This is a genomic window from Arthrobacter sp. 10N418 (assembly GCF_056394725.1).
Map to the genome: position 1 here is coordinate 130,569 of NZ_JBFTIK010000001.1, position 23,275 is coordinate 153,843.

Consider the following 23,275-nt stretch of genomic DNA (forward strand, 5'->3'; position numbering starts at 1 on the left):
ACGCGTGGGCGCCCCTTAGAGCGGTGCGCACTGGCCGTTGGTGGCGACGAGGTTGCGGATCGACTGTTCGTCGCCTTCGCGTTTGAACTGGTTGAGCATTTCCTCGGTGATCGGCTCGCCCTCGGGCGTCGTGGTCACCGGTGTGAAGTCCGACGGCGCCGGGGAGGGCTGCGTGCCCGGCGCCGTTCCAGCCGCGGACAGCGGCCCGGCCGCCGCGGCTGCGGGCTGGCGGACCGAGTCATCAGCCGCACCGGCGGCGGACGGGGTCCCTGCCAGGAGCTGGTGGACCCGGTCGTGGATGACGTTGAAGTCCGGTGTGGTGGAGAAGGCTGCGTCGAAGTCCGGCGGTCCGATGGTCAGCCGGCTCACGTTCTGGCCCTTCGCCTTCATGGCCAGGTCCACGAAGCTGCCGAGCTGGCTTGATGAGATGTTCGAATCCACGACCTTAGTGCCGGCCTTGGCGATGTCCTCGAACTTGGACAACAGGGTGGCGGGATCCAGCTGCTTCAGCATGGCCTGCTCGACGCACTGCTGCCGCTGGATGCGGGCATAATCGTCCACAAACTCGCGGGACCGCCCATACCAGAGGGCGTGGTAGCCGTCGAGCTTCTGGTCGCCCGCCGGAATCCACCCGGTGGGCATCCCGTGGATGCCGCGGGCCTCATCAACCATGTCGCCGCTGAGGGGAACCCAGCCGCCGGCCTTGATCCGGATGCCACCCATCGCGTCAATGAGTTTCGAGAAACCGTCCATGTCCACGAGCACGTAGGCCTGGACCTTGATGCCAAGGGTTCCGGACACGGCTTCCAGCGTGGCCTGCGCGCCAGGGTCCTCGACGCCGGGGTAGAGGTCCTGGTGCTTATCGGTGACCTCGGTGTTGACGGCGTTGATGAGGCACTCATCGCCGCAGTTGTAGCCCTCCGGGTAGACCTTGCGCATCGGGGAGTCTTCGCTGAACTGGGCGTTCTGCAGGTTGCGGGGGACAGAAATGATGTCCGATTTTCCGGTCTTGGCATCGACGCTGATGACCGAGAGGCTGTCCGGCCGGCGGCCCGTGCGGTCTGCCCCTGCGTCGCCGCCCATCAACAGGAAGTTGTACCGGCCGTCGGCTGGTTCGATCGCGGGTCCGTTGGAGGAGAAGATGCTGCCGATGGCGTCGCGTCCGACGTTCATCAGGTACGCGGCGTACCCCAGCGAGCCGCTGCTGAGCAGCATCGACAGCACCAGGGCGATACCGACGGCGGGCCGGATCCTGGGGGTGAGGAGTGCCGGCCGGATCATGCGCAGGGTGTCGATGAAAAGGGCGGCCCAGCCGATAGCCAGGGCGGCGAGTCCGATAACCAGCAGAAGCGACGCGGCCGGGCTCGCAAGGAGGTTGATCAGCGTTGAACGGGCCGTCACGAGCAGAGCGATTGCCAGAATGACCAGGGCCCAGACCGTGAAGGTGACCCGGAGCGCGGTTCTGCCCAGCCGACGGCGTCCCGCGACGATCTGGGCGCTGCCGGGAATGAGGAGCGTCATCAGGATCAGGACGAACGCCCGCTTGGTCAGGACCGGCGCAGCGGCGCCCGAGGGGTACCGCACCGGGTCCGTCATCGCCTGTCGGGACCGTGCGTCCGGCCGCGCCGGCCGGCGGGCAGGGGCGTAACTGTTGGTCATGTGGTGATCCTTAGCGGCTGCCCCGTGTGATGACGTTTCCGTCGGCGAACATTTCGCTCACCTTGTGCCGCAGGGTTGCGCCCTTTCGGGTGGCGACATCGTTGAGCTCTTGCGCGAAATCCAGCAGATCTGCCCGGAGCCGGACCGCGAGCCCGTCGGTACCCGAGGCCAGCATGCGCACCGCCAGGAGGCCGGCATTGCGTGCCCCCGCAATGGAGACGGTCGCGACGGGAACTCCGGCAGGCATCTGCACGATCGACAGCAGGGAATCCATGCCGTCGAGGGTCTTCAGCGGTACGGGAACACCGATGACAGGCAGCGGCGTGACGGACGCGAGCATGCCCGGCAGGTGGGCCGCGCCGCCGGCTCCGGCGATGATGACGCGGAGGCCGCGCTCGTGGGCAGTCTTGCCGTAGCGGATCATTTCCGCGGGCATCCGGTGGGCCGAGACGACGTCGGCCTCAAACGGGATGCCGAACTCGGCCAGGGCTTCCGCGGCAGCTTCCATGACGGGCCAGTCCGAATCGGAGCCCATGACGAGGCCGACGATCGGGGCGGCCGGCCCGTTCCCGGGGTCCTGGGTTCCTGCGGCTCGGGGCTCGGTGCTGGCGCTCATGCGGTCTCCTCGGAAGTTCCGGATGTTTGGCCGGACCGGGGCCGGCCGTTCCGGATGATGTCGGCCACGGTGGTGGCCCGCTGCCGGACGGCGTCGACGTCGGCGGCGGAAGCCCCGACGAGGTTTACATGGCCGATCTTTCGGCCCGGCCGCACGGCCTTGCCGTAGCAGTGGACCTTCGCCGCGGGTTCGCTCGCGAGGGCTGCGGGGTACGCGGAGAAGAGGTCCTGGTTGTCGCCGCCAAGGAAGTTCTTCATGACGACCACGGGGCCGAGGAGGTCCGTGGCGCCGAGTGGCAGGTTCAGGATGGCCCGCAGGTGCTGCTCGAACTGGCTCGTCACGGAGCCGTCCTGGGTCCAGTGCCCGGTGTTGTGCGGGCGCATGGCGAGTTCGTTGATCAGGAAACCTGCACCCACCCCGGGGGTTTCGAAAAGTTCGACAGCCATGACACCGGTCACGCCGAGCTCGCTGGCGATCCTGATGGCAGCGTTTTCTGCTGCGGCGGCCACCTCAAGGGGGATATCCAGGGCCGGGGCAATGACTTCGTCGCAGACGCCGTCGACCTGGATCGTGTGCACGACCGGCCACGCACGCGATTCGCCGTCCGGCGTCCGCGCCACCAGGGCCGAGAGCTCCCGGCTGAACTCCACCTTGGTTTCGGCCAGGAGGGGGGACATGGCGTCGAACCAGCCGGAGCAGTCCGCGGCGTCGTCGGCCGAGGACACAATCCGCACGCCCTTGCCGTCATAGCCGCCGCGGGGCATCTTCAGGACCACGGGCCAGCCGGTATCCTCGCCGAAGGCGACCAGTTCGGCCACGTCGGCCACAGCGGCCCAGCGGGGATTGGGGAGCTCCAGCCTGTCGACGGCGGCGCGCATCACCAGCTTGTCCTGGGCGTTGACCAGGGCGTCCGGGCCTGGGTGCACATTGACGCCGGCCCCGAGGAGGAAGCGCAGGTGCTCTGTGGGGACGTGCTCGTGGTCGAATGTCAGCACGTCCAGGCCGCGGGAGAACTCGATCAGATGGTCCAGGTCCGTGTAGTCACCGACCGGGGCGTTGGCGACGGCCGAGACGGCGGAGACGTCGTCGGCTTCGGCGAGGACACGGAGCTCGAAGCCCAGGGCGGTGGCGGCGGGGGCCATCATGCGGGCTAGCTGGCCGCCGCCAACAACACCGATTACAGGAAAAGTCACAAGCCCCAGCCTACCGAAAACCTCGCGATTTCCCGGCTTCTGCGGCTTCCGGCGCCGGAGTCCGACGCTTTTGGGCTCCTTTTGGCGGGCCCGATCGGGCCTTGCGCGGGCCAACCGGCGTTGGTTCAGGGCCAGCTCACGGAAAACGGCGCTAAAATGGGCGTTTGGCCCAATGGCCTACAGTTCCAGGAGGCCTCGGAGGGTCATGATTACTACACTTACTGAGCGCATGCGCGGGCTGGCCTCGCTGTTTTGGCGCGAAGTGGCCAAGTTCGGCGCCGTCGGCGGCATCGCGTTCGTCATCGACAACGGACTCACGTTCTACCTGATGCACGGTCCCATGACGGACAGCGAGGCGAAGGCCCGGTTCTTCGGGGCCAGCGTGGCGACGGTGTTCTCCTGGGTCGCGAACCGTTTCTGGACGTTCCGCCACCGCCGCCAGGACAACGTGCTGCGCGAGTTCGTGATGTTCATCCTGATCAACGGCATCGGCATCGGCATCTCCACCGGGTTCACCGCCCTGGCCAAGTACAGCATGGGCATCACGGACAAAAACATGCTGTTCCTGGCCGGCGTGGCCGGCATCCTCGTGGCGACGGTGGTGCGCTTCTTCGCCTACCGCTTCCTGGTGTTCAACAAGGAACTCGACGACGAGCCGGAGTTCTCCCACGACCACGAGATCGTGGATCGGCACCCGCACCTGCGGGCCGGTGTCCGGATACCGGAACAGGCCGTCGAGGATCCCGAGCTGCCCGGCCCGCACGCCTGACGCAAGGGCGTCCTGGCGCCGGGCGCGCGCCGTCCTGGCGCCCGGCGTTAGGACGGGGCCCTGATGCGGGCAGCCGGCGGACGCCGGAAAATCAGTGCCCGTGGATGCGTTCGTCGCCGAGCAGCTTCGGCGTGACCTCGACGTCGGGGTGCACCAGGACCACCGAACCATCGCCCTTCCAAGCGCCCAGTGACTGCGCGAGCGCCGCTTCAAGGCCGTCCCCGGCCGGAACCAGCAGGCGCAGTCCGGGCTCGTGGGGAGCGGCGAAACCGTCCAGGAGTCCGCTGTGCGTGTGCGCCGCCCCCGCTAACGTCAGGACGGCGCGCCTCGACGCCTCCGGGTCCACGTGGGGTATGAAGAAGTCCCCGTGGGAGCGGACCTCGGCGGCATAGTCGAGGACGCCGGAAGGCAGCTCGCCGTTCCACCGCATCGCCAGCGCCGGCAGGGCCACCGCCACGACGGCGTCGAATCCGCCCTCTGCCGCGGCGGGACCGGGATCAGCGGTGGCCAGGAGTTCGGCCTCGGCGTCTCCAAAGACAACTTCCATTCCGAGCTGCCAGGCGGCCAGGGCGAGAATCACGGACTTCCAATGCGCGGGCAGGTCCAGCCGCAACCGCGTGCCGGGCTCTGCATCCAGCTCATCCTGCAGAAGGTTGCTTGTCTTGGCCACCCAGTTGTCCAGAACGCGTCCGGAGAGTTCGACCCGTTCTGAGTCCGGGCCGTACCAGGTCAGCCGGGGGGAAGTGGACTGGCCGGAACGCAGTCCTGCCATCAGGTCGATTGCCGGGATGCTCATGCACTCATCTTGCCACGGCCGCCCTGCCCCGCCCCGGGCCGGTGTGATCTCCGTCATGAAGCCGGCAGTGAGGATCGGCGCCGGGGATGGATGGCCGCCGGAATTGTCCCGAAAACTCAAGAAAAACTTCCGAAAGTGCTCAGCACCCTGATGATTCCGCGGGTTTCTCTCCACCTTTGACAAAAAACCCGGGCGTGGCGTGCCCGGGCTTTGGGTCTGAAGTTGATTATTATCTCCGCCGTGGCTTGACTCCCGGATACTTACACACGTGTAATTAGGTATCGAAAGCCAATGCGCAGAAACCGGCACACAACCGAGTGTCCAGGGGTCAGTTAGTGGCTGCAAAATCAGAGAGGGAACGCCAATGGGGCTTGCAGAGCGTATCCATGAAGATGCCGTCGTTGCCGGACAGGCAACGGCCAAATACCGTTCACGCGGGGTGCCGAGTGACTGGTACGTAGATCCGGCCGATCCGGACGCGGCAGACCGCTACAACGAACACACCAAAGATTCCCTGGATGAGGCGGCCACGGCCTTCCTCGCAGCGCACCAGGAACTTCTGGCCGGCCCGGATCAGGACGACGATCCCCTTGACCCGCCGATGGAACTTCACACCCAGCACCCAGGCACCGCCGCGCAGCCGGTCTGGATCGGCCTGCCGTCCCAACAAGGCTTCGACGACGAAGGCGAACTGGGCTGGCAGACTGACGCACTTTGTGCCCAGACCGATCCGGAGGCTTTCTTTCCGGAAAAGGGCGGCTCCACCCGGGATGCCAAAAAGGTCTGCGGCGCGTGCAACGTTCGGTCCCAGTGCCTCGAATACGCGCTGTCCAACGACGAGCGCTTCGGGATCTGGGGCGGACTCTCCGAGCGCGAGCGGCGCCGGCTTAGGAAACGAGCGATCTAATTCTTCAAGAAGTACGAGTCACCGCCGTTGTGGTCTCCCACAACGGCGGCGACTTTCTCCCCAGGACCCTCGCGGCGCTGGCGGGCCAGACCAGGCCCGCTGATGCCGTCATCGGGGTTGACACCGGTTCCCGCGACCATTCGGCAGCCCTGCTCGAACAGTCATTCGGCACAGCAAACGTCACCGTCTTCGACCAGCCCAAGTCCGGCATGGGCGGCGCGGTCAAGGCCGGCCTCAGTGCACTTGCGCCGTGGGCCGAGGGCACCGGCGATGCCGCCGGCCGCCCGGACCTGGACTGGATCTGGCTCCTGCACGACGACGCCGCGCCGGCACCGGAGGCCCTCGCCGAACTCCTCCACGCCGTCGAGCGTGCGCCGTCGGTCACCGTGGCCGGCTGCAAACAGCTGGACTGGCACGCTGAACGGCGGCTGATCGACGTCGGTCTGTCCACCAGCCGCTGGGCCGAGCGCCTCACGCTGATCGACGCCGACGAGCTTGACCAGGGCCAGTACGACGGCCGCAGCGATACCTTCGCGGTCAACTCTGCCGGCATGCTGGTCCGACGCGACGTGTGGGAGGACCTCCAAGGCTTTGATCCTGCCCTTCCGGGCACGGGCGACGACGTCGACTTCTGCTGGCGCAACCGCCTCGCGGGGCACCGGGTCGTGGTGGTCCCCAGCGCAAAAATGTTCCATGTTTCGCACCGGCCCCACGGCCTGGGCAACGCCACAGCGGCCCGCAAGGCCCAGATCCACCTGCGGCTGAAGCATGCTGCTGGCTGGAAGGTGCCGCTGCACGCCATCGGCGCCCTCCTGGGAAGCCTGTTCAAGCTCGTCCTGAGCATTGCCGTCAAGGATCCCGGGCACGGGTTTTCCCAAATGCTCGCCACGTTCGTCGCGCTGGGACGCCCCGCTGCCGTGATCCGCGGGCGCCGCAACGCCGCCCGCACCCGCCGGATCCGCCGCTCGGTCATCAAGGGACTGCAGACGCCACGCCGCGAGGTCTGGTCCCACCGGCGATCCCTGATGGAAGCGCTGGGAACGGATGACTCCCGTGACGGACTGACGGGACAGGACCCCCTGGCCGAGCAGCCCAGCGGTGACTCCGATGACGACTTCGCCGCGCTCGCAACCTCGGAGCGCGGCTGGGTGGGCAACGGAGCGCTCCTCGCCGTGTTCGTCGCTGCGGCGGCGTCGCTGATCGGACTGCTCAGCCTGGTCAGGGCCGAGGCAGTCTCCGGCGGCGGCCTGATCCCCGTCTCCGTCCGGCTGGGCGAGATCTGGAACCATGCCTCCGGCTGGTGGATCAGCCTGGGCGCAGGCCTTCCCGGTCACGGGGACCCCTTCGGCTACATCCTCTGGGTCCTGGGCATCCTCGGTGCCGGTGACGCCAACGGCGCTGTCGTCTGGCTGCTGATTCTTGCCATGCCCCTGTCCGCGCTCGGCGCCTGGTTCGCGGCCGGCGCCCTGACCCAGCGCCGGCGGCTGCGCCTTGCGGCCGCCCTCGTCTGGGCGGGAGCGCCCGCCCTGCAGGTGGCCCTCAACCAGGGACGGCTGGGCGCACTGCTCGCCCACGTCATGATGCCGGTCCTCGTGCTGGCACTGCTGCGGGCCACGGGGGCTCCCGCGGGACGCGGCATCTATGCCGTTCCGGCCCCGGGGGAGCGCCGCTTCACGCTGAAGCCGCCCGCCAAACCCGGAATCAACGGGACCCCCTCCTGGACCGCGGCGGCGGCCGCCGGACTGGCACTGGCCGTCGTGACCTCGGCGGCGCCCTCGCTGCTGGTGCCGTCCTTCGCCGTGGTGGCGCTGTGCGGCGGACTGCTGGGCCGGCGCGGCCGCACCATCTGGTGGGCGCTGTTGCCCAGCCTCGCATTGTTCCTGCCGTTCGTTCTCGCCGTGATCAACAACCCGCGGGCCGTGCTCGCAGACCCGGGCGCACCCGTGGGATTTGACGCTGCCCCGCTCTGGCAGCAGGCCCTCGGCCAGCCACTGCGCTTTGAGGCCGGCGGAGGCATCACCGGGCTGGCCCTCTTTGGCGGTCCGGCGGCAGGTTCCGCCGCAGCCTCCGGGGTCCCCTGGGCGTTGCTGCTGGCATTGCTGCTCGGGCTGCCCGTTGTGCTCCTGGCGCTTGCCGCACTGTTCATGCCGGGGCGCCTGGTACTGGGACGGCCCGCCCGGATCGCGCGCGGTCTCTGGGCCGCGGCCATCCTTATGCTGGCAGGCGGATGGCTGGCCGGACACGTCGCCACCGGCCTCAGCCCCGACGGCTTGGTCACCCCCTTCACCGGCCCGGCCGTGTCCGCCGCCGCGTTCGCGCTGCTGGGAGCGGCCCTGATCGGTGCCGAAGGACTTCTGGACTCGGCAGACCGGGCCGCGGGGGCACCCACAGGCCGCGCGCTCCTGGCCCGCGGCACTGCGGTGGCAGCCGTCGTCCTGTTGCTCGCCGGTCCGCTGGCCGGACTCGGCGTTTGGGCGGCGCAGAACCTGCTGCAGCCCGCCGCGCCGGCGGCGAGCCCCGCGGACACCGCCGGGATTGGCACACCGCGGCTCCTCCAGCCGGCCAAGGCCCGCACCCTGCCGGCCACGGCAATCGACCGCGGCGAAGGCCCCGAACAGGCAAAGACCCTGCTGATCTCCGGCGGCGAGAACGAAAGCTACGACGCCTCCCTCATGCGCGGAGCCGGCACGACGCTCGACGCGCTGTCGACGGTCGCCTCCGCCCGCAGCATCCAAGGCGACCCCGGCAAGGAAACCGTCCGTGACGATGACGCCGTCGCCGGATCCATCCGCAGCGTCGTCGCCACGATCGTCGCAGGCCAGGGCGTGGACCCGCGGCAGGAACTCGAGCGCCTTGGAGTCGGCTTCGTGGTCCTCCGCGTCTCTGACACAGCAGCACAGCTGACGGCCAGCAGGATGGACGCCGTTCCCGGACTGGTCGCCGTCGGCCAGACGGACGTGGGCTGGCTCTGGCGCATCAGTCCGCTGAACCAGCCGGTCATCAAGGCCGCCGACGTCGCCCACCGTGTGCGGATTGTCGACGCCGCCGGCGCGGCCGTCGGACTCCTGCCTTCGGAGGCGGTCTCCGCCGAGAGTTCCGTACCGGCAGGACCCGAAGGCCGCCTGGTGGTTCTGGCCGAACGCGCGGATCCGGGCTGGAGCGCCTGGATCGACGGCCGCCGCCTGACGCCCACGACGTCGGGATGGGCGCAGGCATTCACCCTTCCAGCCCAAGGCGGCCAGCTGAGCATCCGCTACGAAGCACCCTGGGCCATTTGGGCAGGAATTGTGCAGGCCATCGTAATCGGCCTGACCGTTCTGCTGGCCATCCCCATGCCTGCCCGCCGGCCGAACACCGGACTCTCCAGGGACGAAGGCTCCCTGCGTAAGGAACATCAGCATGCATAAGGACGAGAACGACGTAGTGCGCCGCCCCAGAGCCCTGCCGCGGGGCGGGACAGTGGGAGGGATCCTCTCCGCGCTCCTCCTCGTCGCCGCTGGCGGCGGCCTCGTCTCCGCGGCCTCCCTGGCTCCCCAAAGCCCGGCCGGACGGCAGCAACAGGTTCCCGTGGCGGCCGTCCCGGCCGGCAGCAGCGTCGGCATCTGCCCGGGCCCGGCCCGGCTGCTTGAAGGTACTCCGGTGGGCACGGATCCCCAGTTCAGCCCGGAGTCTGCCACCGCCAAGACCACGGTCAACGCCGTCGTGCTGAGCTCAAGCGCGGGCGTCATCCCCGGAAGCCGGCTGGCGCCGCTGCAAGGCAGCCCGCTCGTGGAGCTCGCCAAGGGTACGGCCGCATCGGCGCCCGGCACATCCGCGCCCGCAAGTCCCCCGGTGGCAGCCGGACCGCCCGTCCTGCTCGCCGGCATCGTGTCCCAGCGCGACGTGGACGCCGTCAGCGTCCTCACCGCCGACGCGCAGGACAACCGCCGGGCCGCGGCCGGCGCAGCCATGAACTATTCGGCCAGCGACGGCGACCTTCGCGGCTCCGCAGCGGCTGGCTGCCAGCAGCCGGCCAACGATCTCTGGCTGGCCGGGGCGGACACTGCCCTTGGCCGATCGGCGGTCCTCAACCTCAGCAACGCCTCAAGCACGCCGGCCACGGTCAGCCTGGATCTCTTCGGCGCCAAGGGGCCAATCCAGGCCCCCGGCAGCCGGGGCCTCCTCGTGGCACCCGGCAGCACCCGCTCTATTGTCCTGGCCGGGCTCGCCCCGGGGCAGGACCGGCTGAGCGTCAGGGTCCGCAGCGCCGGCGGCCCGGTGGCTGCCGTCATCCAGCAAAGCGTGCTCCGCGGCCTCACTCCCGGCGGAATCGACTTCATTGCCCCGGGCGCAGCCCCGGGCACCCGCCAGGTGGTCTCCGGAATCGACCTTCAGGACCCGGCCGCCCTGGCTGCGCTCAGCGCCAAACCCGGCTTCGCCGACGCCGGCCCGGCCCTTCAGCTCACCGTTCCCGGCTCGGCGGACGCCGTGGTCGAAATCAAGCTGTACGGGCGGGACGGCCAGAAAGCGCTCCCCGGCGGCGGTGTCGTGACGGCGAAGGCGGGCTCGGTCACGGAAGTTTCGCTGGCCGGAGTGCCCGCCGGGCCGTATACCGTCGCCGCGAGCTCGGACGTGTCCTTCACAGCCGCCGCGCGCGTCACGAGGGGACTGGCGGCCGGGGATGCCGCCGACTTCGCCTGGTCGCCGGCCTCGGCCCGGCTGGGAAGCCAGCACGTGGTTCCCGTACCCAGTGCGGGGGACCGGTACCTTGTCTTCGGTGCACCCGAAGGCAGGGCCAAAATCTCGTACACGCCGATTACCGCCGACGGCAAGATCAGGACGCCGGCCACCGCCGATATCGCGGGCGGCACCACCGCGTCCATCAAGATTCCGTCCGACGTGGAGGGGTCGCCGCTCGTCGGCTACCAGGTCTCCGCCGCAGGGGACCCTGCCTACGGCTCGGTGCTCCTGGAGCAGGACGGCAAGCCGGATATTTCCACCATCGCCGTCGCCCCGGAAGCGGCCGGCCAGGAACAGGTGCCGGTCAGGCTCGGCTACTAGTACCTGCGGCGGTAGACCGGGTCCAGCGACTCGGGCGGCACACCGAGCATCTCGGCCGTGTATTCCACGACGACGTCGTGCACGAGGTCCTGGAGTTCGTCCCGGCTGCCGCTCGCCTGCTCCACCACGCGGCGGTACAAGGTGATGACGGGCCCTTCCGCCGCTGTGGGGGCCGCATAGGCACCCATCGGCGCGGGAGTGCGGTCCGCCACGAGCTTCTCCAGGCCCGGCGGGATCTCATCGACCGCAAAGCGAACGCCGTCCAGGGTCTTGCCCCAGATGTCGTGCAGCCGCTGGGCCGAGTCGAGGACGAGGTCGTCGAAGAGGTCGGATCGGGTCCGGTAGCCGGGCATCGTCGGCAGCATCAGCTCACCGCGAAGGCCCCGGCCATGCCGGTTCCTGCGGCGCTGCCGGAAGCTCTTCCCCTTGGCGGTTCCTGCCGCGCCGGCCATGGCCGGGGCGGGACCGGCGTCCGTACGTCCTGAGCCGGGGTCAGCCAACCGGACCGTAAAACCCGAATCGTGGTGCGATGACTGCATATCTTGACTCTAAACCCGGCACATGATTTACGCGATACGGTGCCCGCCGCGAGCCGCCGCCGGAGTCCGTGCAGCCTATCCGCCGAGGGAAATCGCCTGACGGGTTCAGCCGCTGAGGCCCGCACGGACCGCGCGGACGAATGCGTTCGAATCCAACGCGTGCGTTTCAATGCGCCGTCACGGCGGGCAGGGGAGTAGTCTGTGATGTCGTGGGTGCCATTCGTCTTTGTTCAAGGTCGGCCTGCCGCAATTCGGCGGTAGCCACTTTGACGTACGTCTATGCGGATTCCACGGCCGTCCTCGGCCCGCTGGCGACGTACGCCGAGCCGCACTGCTATGACTTGTGCGAACAGCACGCCGGCTCCCTGACTGTCCCGCGGGGATGGGAAGTGATGCGGCTGGCGATGCCGGCAACGCCCGCCGGACCCGGCCCGGACGACCTCCTGGCCCTCGCCAACGCCGTCCGAGAGGCCGCCGTCCGCCCGGCCGCGGCGGAGCCGGCCAAGGGGCAACGCACGCTGCACCCGGCGCTGGAGGCGCCTGCCGGCGCCGAAGGGGCCCGCCGCGGGCATCTGCGCGTCCTGCGCGAACCCTCGTAAGCCGCTATCGGGCGGTAGGCTGGGAACTGCAAAATCCGTAAGCCACCGGCGCCTGCTGCGGCGCCCACCAGGGAGCGTTCACCATGCCAAAGCTCAGTCCCGAACTGTTGTCTGTCCTGCGATGCCCCGTCACCGGATCCGCGCTGGTGCAGGAAGGCGATGAGCTCGTCACTGTCACGGCAGGCGGGTCCGGCGAAAAGCTGCGCTACACGATCGATGACGGCATTCCCCTGTTGCTGCCGCCGGAGCTGCTCCCCGCGGCCGCGGCCGCACCGTCAGACCAGCACGACGCCGCCCCGCGCCACGCACTCGAATAGGCACCGCTTCCCGCAGCCTTGCTTCCGGGTGTGCTCCGTCGCCCGGTCCGAAGCCCTGGCGGACGCCCATCGCTGGCGCTCCCGGCGCCGAACCACTTCTTAGTCACCGAACTACTGCCAGTCACCGGCCCGCCAGCCGGCTACCACAAAGGACTCACATGACTTTCGATTACAAGATTGCGGACATCTCCCTCGCAGAGGCAGGCCGCCACCAGATCCGCCTCGCCGAGCACGAAATGCCCGGCCTCATGTCCCTGCGCGCTGAATTCGGCGCCAGCCAGCCGCTGAAGGGAGCACGGATCGCCGGGTCGCTGCACATGACGGTCCAGACGGCCGTCCTCATTGAGACCCTCACCGCCCTCGGCGCCGAGGTCCGCTGGGCCTCCTGCAACATCTTTTCCACCCAGGACGAGGCCGCTGCCGCCGTCGTGGTCGGGACCGGCACTGCCGAAGACCCCCAGGGCGTTCCCGTCTTCGCCTGGAAGGGCGAGACGCTGGAGGAATACTGGTGGACCGCCCAGCAGATCCTCACGTGGCCCGGCGCGGACGCCAACCCCGAACTGGGTCCGAACATGATCCTCGACGACGGTGGCGACGCCACCATGCTGGTGCACAAGGGCGTTGAATTCGAGGCCGCCGGCGCCGTGCCCTCCGCAGCGGAGGACGAGTCCGAGGAAGGCCGTGTCTTCCTGGACGTGCTGCGCGCATCCCTCCAGGCAGACCCGCAGAAATGGACCCGGATCGGCTCCTGCCTGCTCGGCGTCACCGAGGAGACCACGACCGGTGTGCACCGCCTGTACCAGCTCGCGGAGCAGGGCAAGCTGCTCTTCCCGGCGATCAACGTCAACGACTCCGTCACCAAGAGCAAGTTCGACAACAAATACGGCATCCGCCACTCCCTGCCGGACGGCATCAACCGTGCCACCGATGTCCTCATGGGCGGCAAGGTCGCCGTCGTCTGCGGTTACGGCGACGTCGGCAAGGGGGCCGCCGAGGCTTTCCGCGGCCAGGGCTCGCGTGTGATTGTCACCGAAATCGATCCGATCTGCGCTCTCCAGGCGGCCATGGACGGCTACCAGGTGGCGAAGCTGGAATCCGTCCTCAGCGAGGGCCACATCTTCATCACCACCACCGGCAACAAGGACGTCATCCTGGCCGAGCACATGGCCGGCATGCGTGACAAAGCCATCGTGGGCAACATCGGCCACTTCGACAACGAGATCGACATGGCCGGACTCGCCAGGATCCCCGGCATCAGGAAAGTCGAGATCAAGCCCCAGGTGCATGAGTGGGTCTTCGATCACGGTACGGACGCCGAGCGTTCCATCATTGTCCTCTCCGAAGGCCGCCTGCTGAACCTCGGCAATGCCACCGGGCACCCGTCGTTCGTGATGAGCAACTCCTTCGCCAACCAGACGATCGCCCAGATCGAACTGTTCACGAAGGCCGGCCAGCCCGAGGGCGGCCGCGAATACGAAAAGCAGGTCTACGTCCTGCCGAAGATCCTTGATGAGAAGGTCGCCCGCCTGCACCTTGGTGCCCTCGACGTGGAGCTGACCGAGCTGTCCAAGGAGCAGGCCGAATACCTGGACATCGACGTTGCCGGGCCGTACAAGCCCGAGCACTACCGCTACTAGGAGCCGCGGGCCGCCGGCGCTCCACGCTTCAGGAGCGCAAGGCTGCCGACGGGGTGGCCACGTGGAGGCAACGGATTCCGAGGGGCTCCGGACCACGGTCCGGAGCCCCACTTTGTGACCGTATCGTGGCGAAAACCGCCGGGTCCTTCAAGGTAGGTCGCTTATGCTGGCAGGATGACGCGTGGAATTGCCCGGGGCCTCTGATGGCTCCGAGGACCTGGAGTGCCGGCCGCAAGATTGCCCTGCTGGGGGCGGTCTGCGTCCTTGCCGCGGGCGGCGGAGTCTTCGCCGCGGCCGCGCCCGGCGTCGCCAACGCCTCAATCTACTCCGAAGCGGGTTCGCCCGCACGGACGACGCCGGGGCTGGCGGCCCCGGTCGTTGCGCCGGCTGAACTCACCGTCTCTCCGGCCGACGGCGCCAAACAGGTCAACCCGGCAGCGCCCGTCTCCCTCAAAGTCGCGCACGGGCGCATTGACCGCGTGGCCCTCACGAGTGAGGCCGGCGACGCCGTGGACGGAACCTTGAGCGTAGACGGCTCCAGCTGGACCGTCGCCGGCAACCTGAAGTTCAACACCCGCTACAGCTACACGTACTCGGTGGCCGACGGCGCCGGACGCAAGACCAACAGCACCCGGACCTTCAGTACGGTCTCCACCGCCAACGAGGCCGATGCTGCCGTGTACCCGCTGGACGGCATGAAGGTCGGCGTGGCGCAGCCGCTGCAGATTACTTTCAGCGAGCCGGTCCTCAACAGGGATGCCGTCGAGAAGGCCATCAAGATCAGTTCCACGTCAGGCCAGGCCGGTGACTTCCACTGGTTCAGCAACACCATGGTCAGGTACCGCCCGGAGAACTTCTGGAACGCGAACAGCACGGTCACCATGGACATGCAGCTTTTCGGCGTCGACCTCGGCAACGGGCAGATCGGCAACTTCAACAAAAAGGTGACAGTCCACATCGGCGACAAGAAAGTCGCCATCGCTGACGCGACGGCGCACACGTTCACGGTCAGCGTCAACGACCAGCAAGTCGGGCACTGGCCCTCGACCATGGGCGACACCCGGTTCCCTTCGGCCCGCGGTTTCCTCGTGCTCATGGAGAAGTACCGGGTGGAGCACATGGATGCCTCCACCATCGGGCTCAAGCCGGGGGACCCGGCCTACTACGGCCAGCTTGACGTCAACTACGCCACACGCCTGACGCCCAGCGGGGAGTTCATCCACCAGGCCACGGACTCCGCGATGCCTTACGTCGGTGTGCTGAACCTCTCCCACGGCTGCATCGGGTTGGGTCCGGAAGGCGCGCAATGGGTCTTCGACAACATGACGACGGGCGACGTGGTGCAGGTGGTCAACACCGAGGGCGACTTCGCAAACTTCGATGACGGCTTCGGGGACTGGAACATCCCGTGGGCCCAATACGCCAACTGACGGGGTGGCACCTCGCCGAGTCCGATCCTCTGACGGTAGGCTCGGGACCAGATATGTTGCGGTGCCGGGCCCAGTCCCGGCGGCGCGAAAGCCTAAGGAAGCGAAGCTGCAGTGACTGAAACAAGTCCTACCTCTCCCGATCGACAGGATCCGCAGCTGGATCCTGCCGGCGACACCGACGAACCAGCCTTCGACTGGATGAAGCCGGCCCCCGCGGGTAAAAGGGCTGACGAGGTCACCGCGCCGCGGCCCGGGTCTCGTGAGGCCGCGGCAAGCATGGCGGAGACCTCCGCGCCGGAATCCGCGCCGGCCGCAAGGAGCCAGCCGGGAAGCCGCGCCGATCGCAAGGCAGCCGAAGCCGCCGCCGGGCACGACGCCCTCTTCAGCGAACCGCTGCCGACCTCGGCCCTGCAGATCCGTCCCCCGCAGGAGGATGTGGAACGCCGGAACGCCGAGCGCGAGCACGCTGCCAACGCCAAGCCCGTGGCCCCGCGCGTCATGCAGGTGTTGCTCGCGGTCTTCTACCCGGTGATACTGCTGGTGTTGGCCGTCCGCGCCGTGACCAGCCCGCTGTTCCTCTGGGTGGAATACAACCGGCCAGGCTTCCCCGGCGACGGCTACGGCTTCAGCACGGATGACCGGATGACCTATGGCTCCTACGCGGTGGACTACCTCAGCAACTGGTCCGGCCCGCGCTACCTGGGCGAACTCGTGACGCACAGCGGAGAAATGCTATTCAAGCCCGGGGAAGTCAGCCACATGGCGGACGTCAAATTCGTCATTCTGTCCACGTTCGGTGCTGGGGCCCTGCTGGTTCTCCTGAGCCTGATGGCCGTGATCTACCTCCGCCGGCGCAGCAGCGGGGGAGTGCGCCGCGGCTTGTTCGCCGGCTCCATCATCACGCTGGTGATCGTCATCGGCCTCGGCGTGCTGGCAACACTCGGCTGGGAACAGTTCTTCACGGATTTCCACCACGTCTTTTTTGCCAACGGCACTTGGACCTTCTCCCTCCAGGACACCTTGATCCGGCTGTTCCCGGGCCAGTTCTGGGTGGACGCAGGAATTGTGATTGGGGCTCTCGCCCTGCTGGCATCCCTCGTGACGCTGATCCTCACCTGGCCGACCCGGAAGCGCCGCGGCCTCACGAAGGAGAGCATGCTGAAGGGCCGCACCCTCGAAGAGGGCACGGCGAAGGAGGGCACGGCCGAAGGCAGCGCCCTGGGCGGGACAACGGTGAAGGATGCCGCCGTCGAGGACGAAGAAGAGCCCCTGGACCCCTCGGCTCCGGTAAGCGGTGTCAAGGCCCCGTCCGTCGTCAGGGGCCGCACCAACGCCCGCTGACAGACCGCTGCGCCGGGAAGAAAGCGCACGCGCCGAAAGCGGCCGGCACCATGGTGGCGGCCGCTTTCGCGTTGCTGACGGCCCCGGCCGCAGGTCCTCAGCCGTAGATCCGGTTGATGTGCTCCTCGTAATCCCGGACGACGGCGGTGCGCCTGAGTTTCAGTGACGGCGTCAGGTGACCTGATTCCACGGAGAAGTCGGCGTCGAGAATGACGAAGCTGCGGATGGATTCAGCCTTGGACACCAGGACGTTCGCCGCATCGACGGCGGTTTGGATGGCGGCCCGGACCGCTTCATTGGACGTCGCTTCGGCGAGGCCCATGGCGGGGACCTTGTGCGCCGCGCACCAGTGTTCCAGGCCTTCCGGGTCCAGGTTGATTAGGGCCGAGACGAACGGCCGGCCGTCCCCGACCACCACGGCCTGCCCCACGAGCTGGTGCTCCCGGATCTTCTCCTCCAGCGGGCCCGGGGCGACGTTTTTGCCGCCGGCGGTGACCAGCAGGTCCTTCTTCCGCCCGGTGATCGTCAGGAAGCCGTCCGCGTCGAGGGACCCGAGGTCGCCGGTGCGGAAGAACCCGTCCACGAAGGCCTCCGCGTTGGCGGCCTCGTTGGCGTGATAGCCCTTGAAAACCCCGATGCCCTTGACCAGGATCTCTCCGTCGTCGGCGATCCGGATGGTCGTTCCGGGCACAGGGATGCCGACGGTCCCCACCTTGGTCCGGGTAGGGGTGTTCGCCGTGCAGGGTGCCGTCGTCTCGGTGAGGCCATAGCCCTCAAGGACCGGGATGCCCGCGCCGCGGAAGAAATGGGCGTCGGTGGAACTCAGCGGGCTGGCGCCGGAGACCGTGTAGCGCAGCTGCCCGCCGAAGGCCTGCCGGAGCTTCGGGTAGAACAGCCGGTCGAAGAGTGCGTGCTTGGCGCGCAGCACCGGGCCCGGACCGGTTCCCTCCCCGCGCGCCGCGGCGTCCAGGGCCTTCGAATAGCCGATGGCTGCGGCTGCCGCGGCGTCGAACAGCCGGTCTTTGCCGGCGAGTGAGGCCTTTTGCGCCGCACCGGCATGGACCTTCTCGAAGATCCGGGGGACCACCAGGAGGAATGTCGGCTTGAAGCTGCCCAGGTCCGCCAGCAGCTCCTTGGCGCTGGAGGTGTGGCCGAGCGTGGTCCCGGCGCTGAGGCAGATGACCTGGACGGCCCGCGCGAGGACGTGGGCCAGCGGCAGGAACATGAGGGTCCGCGAGCGGGGCTGCATGAGGATCTCCGGCAAGAAACCGACGATATTCCTGGCGACAAGTGCGAAATTGCCGTGCGAGATTTCGCAGCCCTTGGGCCTGCCGGTCGTCCCCGAGGTGTACACCAGCGATGCGACATCGGAGAGGCCGGCCGTGCTCCTGTGGCGTTCGAGCTCGGCGTCGCCTACTCCGGTGCCGGCTGCGGCCAGGCTGGCCAGGTTCGGGGCGCCGCCGTCGTAGTCCATCCGGACCACTGCCACGAGCCTGTCGCCGAGCAGTGCGGAGGCATCGAGGACCCCCTGGACGAGGGCTGCCTTGGACCGGTCCTCAACGAAGATCCGGCGGGCGCCGGAATCATGGAGGATCCATTCGACCTGGCTGGCGGAGGAGGTCTCGTAGATCGGGACGGTCACGCCGCCGGCGAACCAGATGGCAAAATCAACGACCGTCCACTCATACCGGGTGCCTGACATGACGGCTACGGTTTCGCCGGGCGTGATGCCGCCGGCAATCAGGCCTTTGGCGAGGGCTGTCACCTGGGCCAGGAACTGCCGTGCGGAGATGTCGGCCCAGCCGCCGGGACCCTTGCGGGAGTAGAGGGCGTGCACGGGATCCTTGGCGTGCTGCTCGAGGAGCAGGTCCGTTACGTTGCTGCCCGGGTCCAGCTCCACGAGCAGTCCGGTGCTTGCTTCTCTCACAGCCGAGTCTCCATTCCGGGTCCGCCCGGATTGCGGCGGACTTCTCCTGCAATCCTGCCCTAGATCCAGGACGGCATCCACATTCGGAACCGCCAGTCCTGGTAAGAGATCACCTCGGCGGTCCACACGGGGTAGAAGAAGGCCGAGAGGAGCACGGCCGTCACGACGAACAGGGTCAGAAGGTACAGCCCCGAACGGCGTCGCCAGGGAGGGTCGCTCCGCTTGCCCAGGACGAGCCCCAGGCAGTACACGAGGGCCAGCACCAGGAACGGCTCGAAGGACACCGCGTAAAAGAAGAAGGTGGTGCGTTCCGGATACATGAACCACGGGAGGTATCCGGCCGCCACCCCGGCCAGGATGGCGCCCGCGCGCCAGTCGCGGCGGCCCGCCCACCAAAAGAGGAGGATGCCCAGGCAGATGGCCGCGCTCCACCAGATCAGCGGGTTGCCGACCGAGAGGATGGCCGTTGTGCAGTTGCTCAGATCGCAGCCGGGGCTGCCTTGTTTGGGGGATTCGTAAAAAAACGACGTGGGCCGGCCCATGACGAGCCAGGTCCAGGCGCTGGCCTCGTAGGGGTGGTCCGCGCTGAGTCCCTGGTGGAACTTGTACGCCTCAAGGTGATAGTGAGCCAGGGACCTGATGGCATTCGGCAGCCAGCCCCACTCGGCCGAGGGATTGGCCTCGGCCCAGTGCCGGAAATAGGCGTCCTTCGAGCGGAACCAGCCGGTCCAGGTGGCCGCGTAGACGAGGGCGGCCACGGGGACAATGCTCAGGAAGGCCGCCATGCCGTCCTTGAGGATGCCGCCGCTGATCCAGGCGTGCACCCCCGCGATCCGGCGTGCGCTCAGGTCCCAGAAGACGGCCAGCAGCCCGAAGCCTGCGAGGAAGAACAGCGCAGACCATTTTGTGCCGACGGCCAGGCCCATGCACACGCCGGCTGCCAGACGCCACCAGCGGACGCCAAGCCACGGACCGGAGGCCAGCTGGAGCGGGGAAGGCCGGCCCGTGCGGGAGGCCGCGGCCTGCCGCCCGAGCCTGTCCGCCAGCCGCCGCCGGCCGTCGTCGCGGTCCATCAACAGGGCGCCGAAAGCGGCGAGGAGCCAGAACATGAGGAAGATGTCCAACAGCGAGGTCCTGGACATCACCAGGTGGTGGCCGTCCACCGCGAGCAGCACGCCGGCAACGCCTCCGAGGGTCAGCGAGCGGAAAAGCTTCTGGGCTATCAGCGCCAGCAGGAAGATGGACAGCGTCCCGGTCAGGGCGGCACTAAACCTCCAGCCGAAGGGGTTGTCCGGGCCGAAGAGCCACATGCCGGCGGCAATCATCCACTTGCCGACCGGCGGATGGACGACGTACTCGGGCGTGTCCAGGAGCACTCCGGGATTGCCCGCAACGAACGAATCGTTGGCCTTGTCGGGCCAGCTCCGCTCGTAGCCGCTCATCAGGAACGAGTAGGCGTCCTTGACGTAATAGGTCTCGTCGAAGACCAAGGCCCGCGGCGTGTCCAGCCGTACGAACCGCAGGATGCCGCCCAGCACTGCCGTCAGGGCCGGAATGAGCCAGAACCACAGCCGCAGCGATGCCGGATAGTCGCGCCAGCTCTGGATGCTCCCGATCAGGCGCTGCTTCAGGGCCTCGGGGGTGAAGGCCTCGGCCGGGCGTTCGATCCAGCGGTGGCCCTCCAGGTTGCGGCCGGTCCCGGCTGAGTCGCCGGCTCTGCCTCGGGGTCGATCCGGGGCCGGGGGTGCCGATGCGGCTTGACCGGCCTCGCCCGGCCGCGTGGAGGTCTGCGTCACGTTGCCCATGCTACCTTTTGCGGCTGGGCCCTCTTGCCCGCAGTAGGCTGGTCGTGTGGACCATGAACCCAGCACCTCCCCGATTCTTCCGGCCGACAACGCCGTCCCCGCTGATGAGGCCGCGGCCGGAATGGGCCACGAAGCGCCGGCCGCCGCCGTTCCGGCCGGCGGACCGGGCAGGATCGTCCTGGCGGCAACCCCGATCGGCAACGTCGGCGACGCCTCCGTCCGGCTCGTCGATCTGCTCTCGACGGCGGACATCGTCGCCGCCGAAGACACCCGGCGGTTGCACCGGCTGGTCCAGAGCCTCGGAATCACCGTGGCCGGCCGCATCATCAGCTATCACGAGCACAACGAAGCAGCCAAGACAGCTGACCTCCTGGACCAGGTCCGGTCGGGCAAGACCCTGGTCATGGTCACCGACGCCGGAATGCCGTCGGTTTCCGATCCCGGCTTCCGTCTCGTCGAAGGAGCCGTGGCGGCCGGCCTCACGGTCACCGCCGCTCCCGGCCCCTCGGCCGTGCTGACCGCCCTGGCCCTTTCCGGGCTCCCGACTGACCGGTTCTGCTTCGAAGGCTTTCTGCCCCGCAAGGCCGGCGAACGGTCGTCCCGGCTGGCGGACCTCGACGCCGAACGGCGCACCATGGTGTTCTTCGAAGCGCCGCACAGGCTCGAGCCGATGCTCCGCGCCCTGCACGAACGCTTCGGTGCCGACCGCCGCGCCGCCGTGTGCCGGGAGCTCACGAAGACCTACGAAGAGGTCATCCGGGGCACCTTGCGCGAGCTTCTCCAATGGGTCGAGACCAACGAGGTCCGCGGCGAGATTGCCGTCGTCGTGGGTGGCGCCCCCGAACGGGAGCCCGGCCGGCCGGAAGACCACGTGGCCGCGGTGAACGGGTTGATTGCGCAGGGGATCCGGCTGAAAGAGGCCGTCGCCGCCGTCGCCGAAGAGGCCAGGGTCAGCAAGCGCGAGCTGTACTCGGCCGTCCTGGCGGCACGGTGAGCACCCCGCCGCCGTTGCCGCAGACCGCACCCGGTGGTCTTGTGCAGCTGCACAGCGCTATCCGCGCGACGTAGTGCGCCGATGCATAGACGTGCCGGAGAACGCGGCAGTACCGTGGCAGTAATCCCGGCGCACGTGCACGTGATTGAGAACGAGCGCTGAATCCACATCCTAGTTCCACTTGAATTGCTGACGAGGGAGTCGTAGTGACTGTAACTGCCCAGCCCATTGTTACGGCGGAGCGTGAGAGCGCCCTGCTGGCCTCTGTTCCGACAGGTCTGTTGATTGGCGGACAGTGGCGTCCTGCCGCGTCCGGTAAGACCTTCGATGTCGAGGACCCCGCCACCGGTAAGGTGCTGCTGACCATCGCTGACGCCGGCCCCGAGGACGGCAAGGCGGCCCTGGATGCTGCCGCTGCCGCGCAGGACTCCTGGGCGAAGGTGCCGGCCCGTGAGCGCGGGGAGATCCTGCGACGGGCGTTTGAGCTGGTCACCGGGCGCGCCGAGGACTTCGCGCTCCTGATGACCCTTGAGATGGGCAAGCCCCTGGGGGAGGCCCGCGGTGAGGTCACCTACGGTGCGGAGTTCCTGCGCTGGTTTTCCGAGGAAGCCGTGCGTGCTTTCGGCCGGTATTCGGTGTCCCCGGACGGGAAGTCCCGGCTGCTGGTGACCAAGAAGCCGGTTGGCCCCTGCCTGCTGATCACCCCCTGGAATTTCCCGCTCGCCATGGCCACCCGCAAGATCGCCCCTGCCGTCGCCGCGGGCTGCACCATGGTGCTCAAGTCCGCGAACCTGACACCCCTGACTTCACAGCTGTTTGCTGCCGTGATGATGGAGGCCGGGCTGCCGGCGGGTGTCCTGAATGTGATCCCGACGTCCACGGCCGGCGCCACCACCGGTCCCCTGATCAAGGATTCGCGGCTGCGCAAGCTGTCCTTCACCGGATCCACCGAAGTGGGCCGCCGCTTGCTCGCGGACGCCTCCGAGACCGTGCTGCGCACCTCGATGGAGCTCGGCGGCAACGCCCCGTTCGTGGTGTTCGAGGACGCCGACGTCGACGCGGCCGTTGCCGGTGCCATGCTCGCGAAGCTGCGGAACATGGGCGAGGCCTGCACTGCCGCGAACCGCTTCATTGTCCACGAGTCCGTCGCCGACGAATTCGCCGGGAAATTCGCGGCCAAGATGGCGGAGATGACCACCGCCCGCGGCACCGAGGCTGACTCCAAGGTGGGCCCGCTGATCGATGCCAAGAGCCGGGACAAGGTCCACGAGCTTGTCGCGGACGCGGTCTCTGCCGGTGCGGTCGCAGTGATCGGTGGCTCCGCCGTGGAGGGCCCCGGTTACTTTTACCAGCCCACCATCCTCACCGGCGTGACGGAGGGAACCCGGATCCTGTCCGAGGAAATCTTCGGCCCCGTCGCTCCGATCATCACGTTCGGCACCGAGGACGAGGCCGTCCGGCTCGCGAACAACACCGAATACGGCCTGGTGGCGTACGTCTTCACGCGGGACCTCAACCGGGGCATCCGGATGGGCGAACGCCTCGAGACCGGCATGCTGGGCCTGAACGCCGGAGTGGTCTCCAACGCCGCGGCACCGTTCGGCGGCGTCAAGCAGTCCGGCCTGGGCCGCGAGGGCGGCCTCGAAGGCATCGAGGAATACCTCTACACCCAGTACATCGGCATCGCCGACCCGTACGCGGGCTAG

At 68.3% G+C, this 23,275-nt stretch carries 18 protein-coding genes; 11 read left to right on the forward strand and 7 right to left on the reverse strand.

The annotated features are described in order from the left end of the window. Positions 1 to 15: 15 nt before the first annotated feature. From AC1DCZ_RS00600 to AC1DCZ_RS00610, 3 genes are read right to left on the reverse strand one after another with little or no spacing between them, the layout of a single operon-like run. Positions 16 to 1,659 (reverse strand): LCP family protein, encoded by a 1,644-nt coding sequence (locus AC1DCZ_RS00600; RefSeq protein ID WP_476972937.1) that lies wholly within the window; start codon positions 1,657 to 1,659, stop codon positions 16 to 18. Positions 1,660 to 1,669: 10 nt separating this feature from the next. Continuing rightward, positions 1,670 to 2,275, reverse strand: coding sequence for a 5-(carboxyamino)imidazole ribonucleotide mutase (gene purE / locus AC1DCZ_RS00605; RefSeq protein ID WP_476972938.1), 606 nt, complete (start codon positions 2,273 to 2,275; stop codon positions 1,670 to 1,672). Beyond that, on the reverse strand, positions 2,272 to 3,468 hold the full coding sequence (locus AC1DCZ_RS00610; protein WP_476972939.1) for a 5-(carboxyamino)imidazole ribonucleotide synthase: 1,197 nt from the start codon (positions 3,466 to 3,468) through the stop codon (positions 2,272 to 2,274). Before AC1DCZ_RS00610 ends, purE begins: the two co-directional genes overlap by 4 nt. A gap of 205 nt (positions 3,469 to 3,673) precedes the next feature. On the opposite strand from AC1DCZ_RS00610, the gene AC1DCZ_RS00615 reads away from it, so the two are divergent. Further along, entirely contained in the window at positions 3,674 to 4,237 is a 564-nt protein-coding gene (locus AC1DCZ_RS00615) for a GtrA family protein (RefSeq protein ID WP_476972940.1), read from the forward strand. A gap of 91 nt (positions 4,238 to 4,328) precedes the next feature. Here AC1DCZ_RS00615 and AC1DCZ_RS00620 read toward each other — a convergent pair whose 3' ends face one another. Beyond that, positions 4,329 to 5,033, reverse strand: coding sequence for a TIGR03089 family protein (locus tag AC1DCZ_RS00620; protein WP_476972941.1), 705 nt, complete (start codon positions 5,031 to 5,033; stop codon positions 4,329 to 4,331). A 364-nt stretch (positions 5,034 to 5,397) separates the two neighbouring features. Between AC1DCZ_RS00620 and AC1DCZ_RS00625 the strand changes: the two genes are divergently transcribed. From AC1DCZ_RS00625 to AC1DCZ_RS00635, 3 genes are read left to right on the forward strand one after another with little or no spacing between them, the layout of a single operon-like run. Then, positions 5,398 to 5,940 carry a WhiB family transcriptional regulator gene (locus AC1DCZ_RS00625; protein WP_476894904.1) on the forward strand — a complete coding sequence of 181 codons (543 nt, stop codon included), beginning with the start codon at positions 5,398 to 5,400 and terminating at the stop codon, positions 5,938 to 5,940. Next, complete coding sequence (locus AC1DCZ_RS00630; RefSeq protein WP_476973074.1) at positions 5,940 to 9,347, forward strand: glycosyltransferase family 2 protein; 3,408 nt, start codon at positions 5,940 to 5,942, stop codon at positions 9,345 to 9,347. The genes AC1DCZ_RS00625 and AC1DCZ_RS00630 overlap by 1 nt, the downstream gene beginning before the upstream one ends. Further along, positions 9,340 to 10,980, forward strand: a complete 1,641-nt coding sequence (locus AC1DCZ_RS00635; protein ID WP_476972942.1) for a DUF5719 family protein — start codon at positions 9,340 to 9,342, stop codon at positions 10,978 to 10,980. The genes AC1DCZ_RS00630 and AC1DCZ_RS00635 overlap by 8 nt, the downstream gene beginning before the upstream one ends. On the opposite strand, the gene AC1DCZ_RS00640 is transcribed toward AC1DCZ_RS00635, so the two are convergent. Continuing rightward, positions 10,977 to 11,519 (reverse strand): metallopeptidase family protein, encoded by a 543-nt coding sequence (locus AC1DCZ_RS00640; RefSeq protein ID WP_476972943.1) that lies wholly within the window; start codon positions 11,517 to 11,519, stop codon positions 10,977 to 10,979. The two genes, AC1DCZ_RS00635 and AC1DCZ_RS00640, sit on opposite strands and share 4 nt — an antisense overlap. Positions 11,520 to 11,728: 209 nt before the next feature. Here AC1DCZ_RS00640 and AC1DCZ_RS00645 point away from each other — a divergent pair, with 209 nt between their 5' ends. The 5 genes from AC1DCZ_RS00645 to AC1DCZ_RS00665 all read left to right on the forward strand — a co-directional run bounded on the left by AC1DCZ_RS00645 (position 11,729) and on the right by AC1DCZ_RS00665 (position 16,843). Beyond that, positions 11,729 to 12,118 carry a DUF3499 domain-containing protein gene (locus tag AC1DCZ_RS00645; RefSeq protein ID WP_476894907.1) on the forward strand — a complete coding sequence of 130 codons (390 nt, stop codon included), beginning with the start codon at positions 11,729 to 11,731 and terminating at the stop codon, positions 12,116 to 12,118. 83 nt (positions 12,119 to 12,201) lie between these two features. Further along, positions 12,202 to 12,435, forward strand: a complete 234-nt coding sequence (locus tag AC1DCZ_RS00650) for a hypothetical protein (RefSeq protein ID WP_476972944.1) — start codon at positions 12,202 to 12,204, stop codon at positions 12,433 to 12,435. 158 nt (positions 12,436 to 12,593) lie between these two features. After that, positions 12,594 to 14,072, forward strand: a complete 1,479-nt coding sequence (gene ahcY / locus AC1DCZ_RS00655) for an adenosylhomocysteinase (protein WP_476894909.1) — start codon at positions 12,594 to 12,596, stop codon at positions 14,070 to 14,072. 203 nt (positions 14,073 to 14,275) lie between these two features. Further along, positions 14,276 to 15,502 (forward strand): L,D-transpeptidase, encoded by a 1,227-nt coding sequence (locus AC1DCZ_RS00660; protein ID WP_476972945.1) that lies wholly within the window; start codon positions 14,276 to 14,278, stop codon positions 15,500 to 15,502. 111 nt (positions 15,503 to 15,613) lie between these two features. Next, positions 15,614 to 16,843: a TIGR01906 family membrane protein gene (locus AC1DCZ_RS00665; RefSeq protein WP_476972946.1), complete on the forward strand. Its 1,230-nt coding sequence runs from the start codon at positions 15,614 to 15,616 to the stop codon at positions 16,841 to 16,843. Positions 16,844 to 16,940: 97 nt separating this feature from the next. On the opposite strand, the gene AC1DCZ_RS00670 is transcribed toward AC1DCZ_RS00665, so the two are convergent. Beyond that, the gene (locus tag AC1DCZ_RS00670) at positions 16,941 to 18,770 is read right to left on the reverse strand and encodes an AMP-dependent synthetase/ligase (RefSeq protein WP_476972947.1); all 1,830 of its coding nucleotides are present in this window, start codon (positions 18,768 to 18,770) and stop codon (positions 16,941 to 16,943) included. A 59-nt stretch (positions 18,771 to 18,829) separates the two neighbouring features. Beyond that, positions 18,830 to 20,575 carry a dolichyl-phosphate-mannose--protein mannosyltransferase gene (locus AC1DCZ_RS00675; RefSeq protein ID WP_476972948.1) on the reverse strand — a complete coding sequence of 582 codons (1,746 nt, stop codon included), beginning with the start codon at positions 20,573 to 20,575 and terminating at the stop codon, positions 18,830 to 18,832. Positions 20,576 to 20,696: 121 nt separating this feature from the next. Here AC1DCZ_RS00675 and rsmI point away from each other — a divergent pair, with 121 nt between their 5' ends. Together rsmI and AC1DCZ_RS00685 are read left to right on the forward strand one after the other, a co-directional pair. Further along, entirely contained in the window at positions 20,697 to 21,569 is an 873-nt protein-coding gene (rsmI, locus tag AC1DCZ_RS00680; RefSeq protein ID WP_476973075.1) for a 16S rRNA (cytidine(1402)-2'-O)-methyltransferase, read from the forward strand. A 206-nt stretch (positions 21,570 to 21,775) separates the two neighbouring features. Continuing rightward, positions 21,776 to 23,275 carry an NAD-dependent succinate-semialdehyde dehydrogenase gene (locus tag AC1DCZ_RS00685; protein ID WP_476972949.1) on the forward strand — a complete coding sequence of 500 codons (1,500 nt, stop codon included), beginning with the start codon at positions 21,776 to 21,778 and terminating at the stop codon, positions 23,273 to 23,275.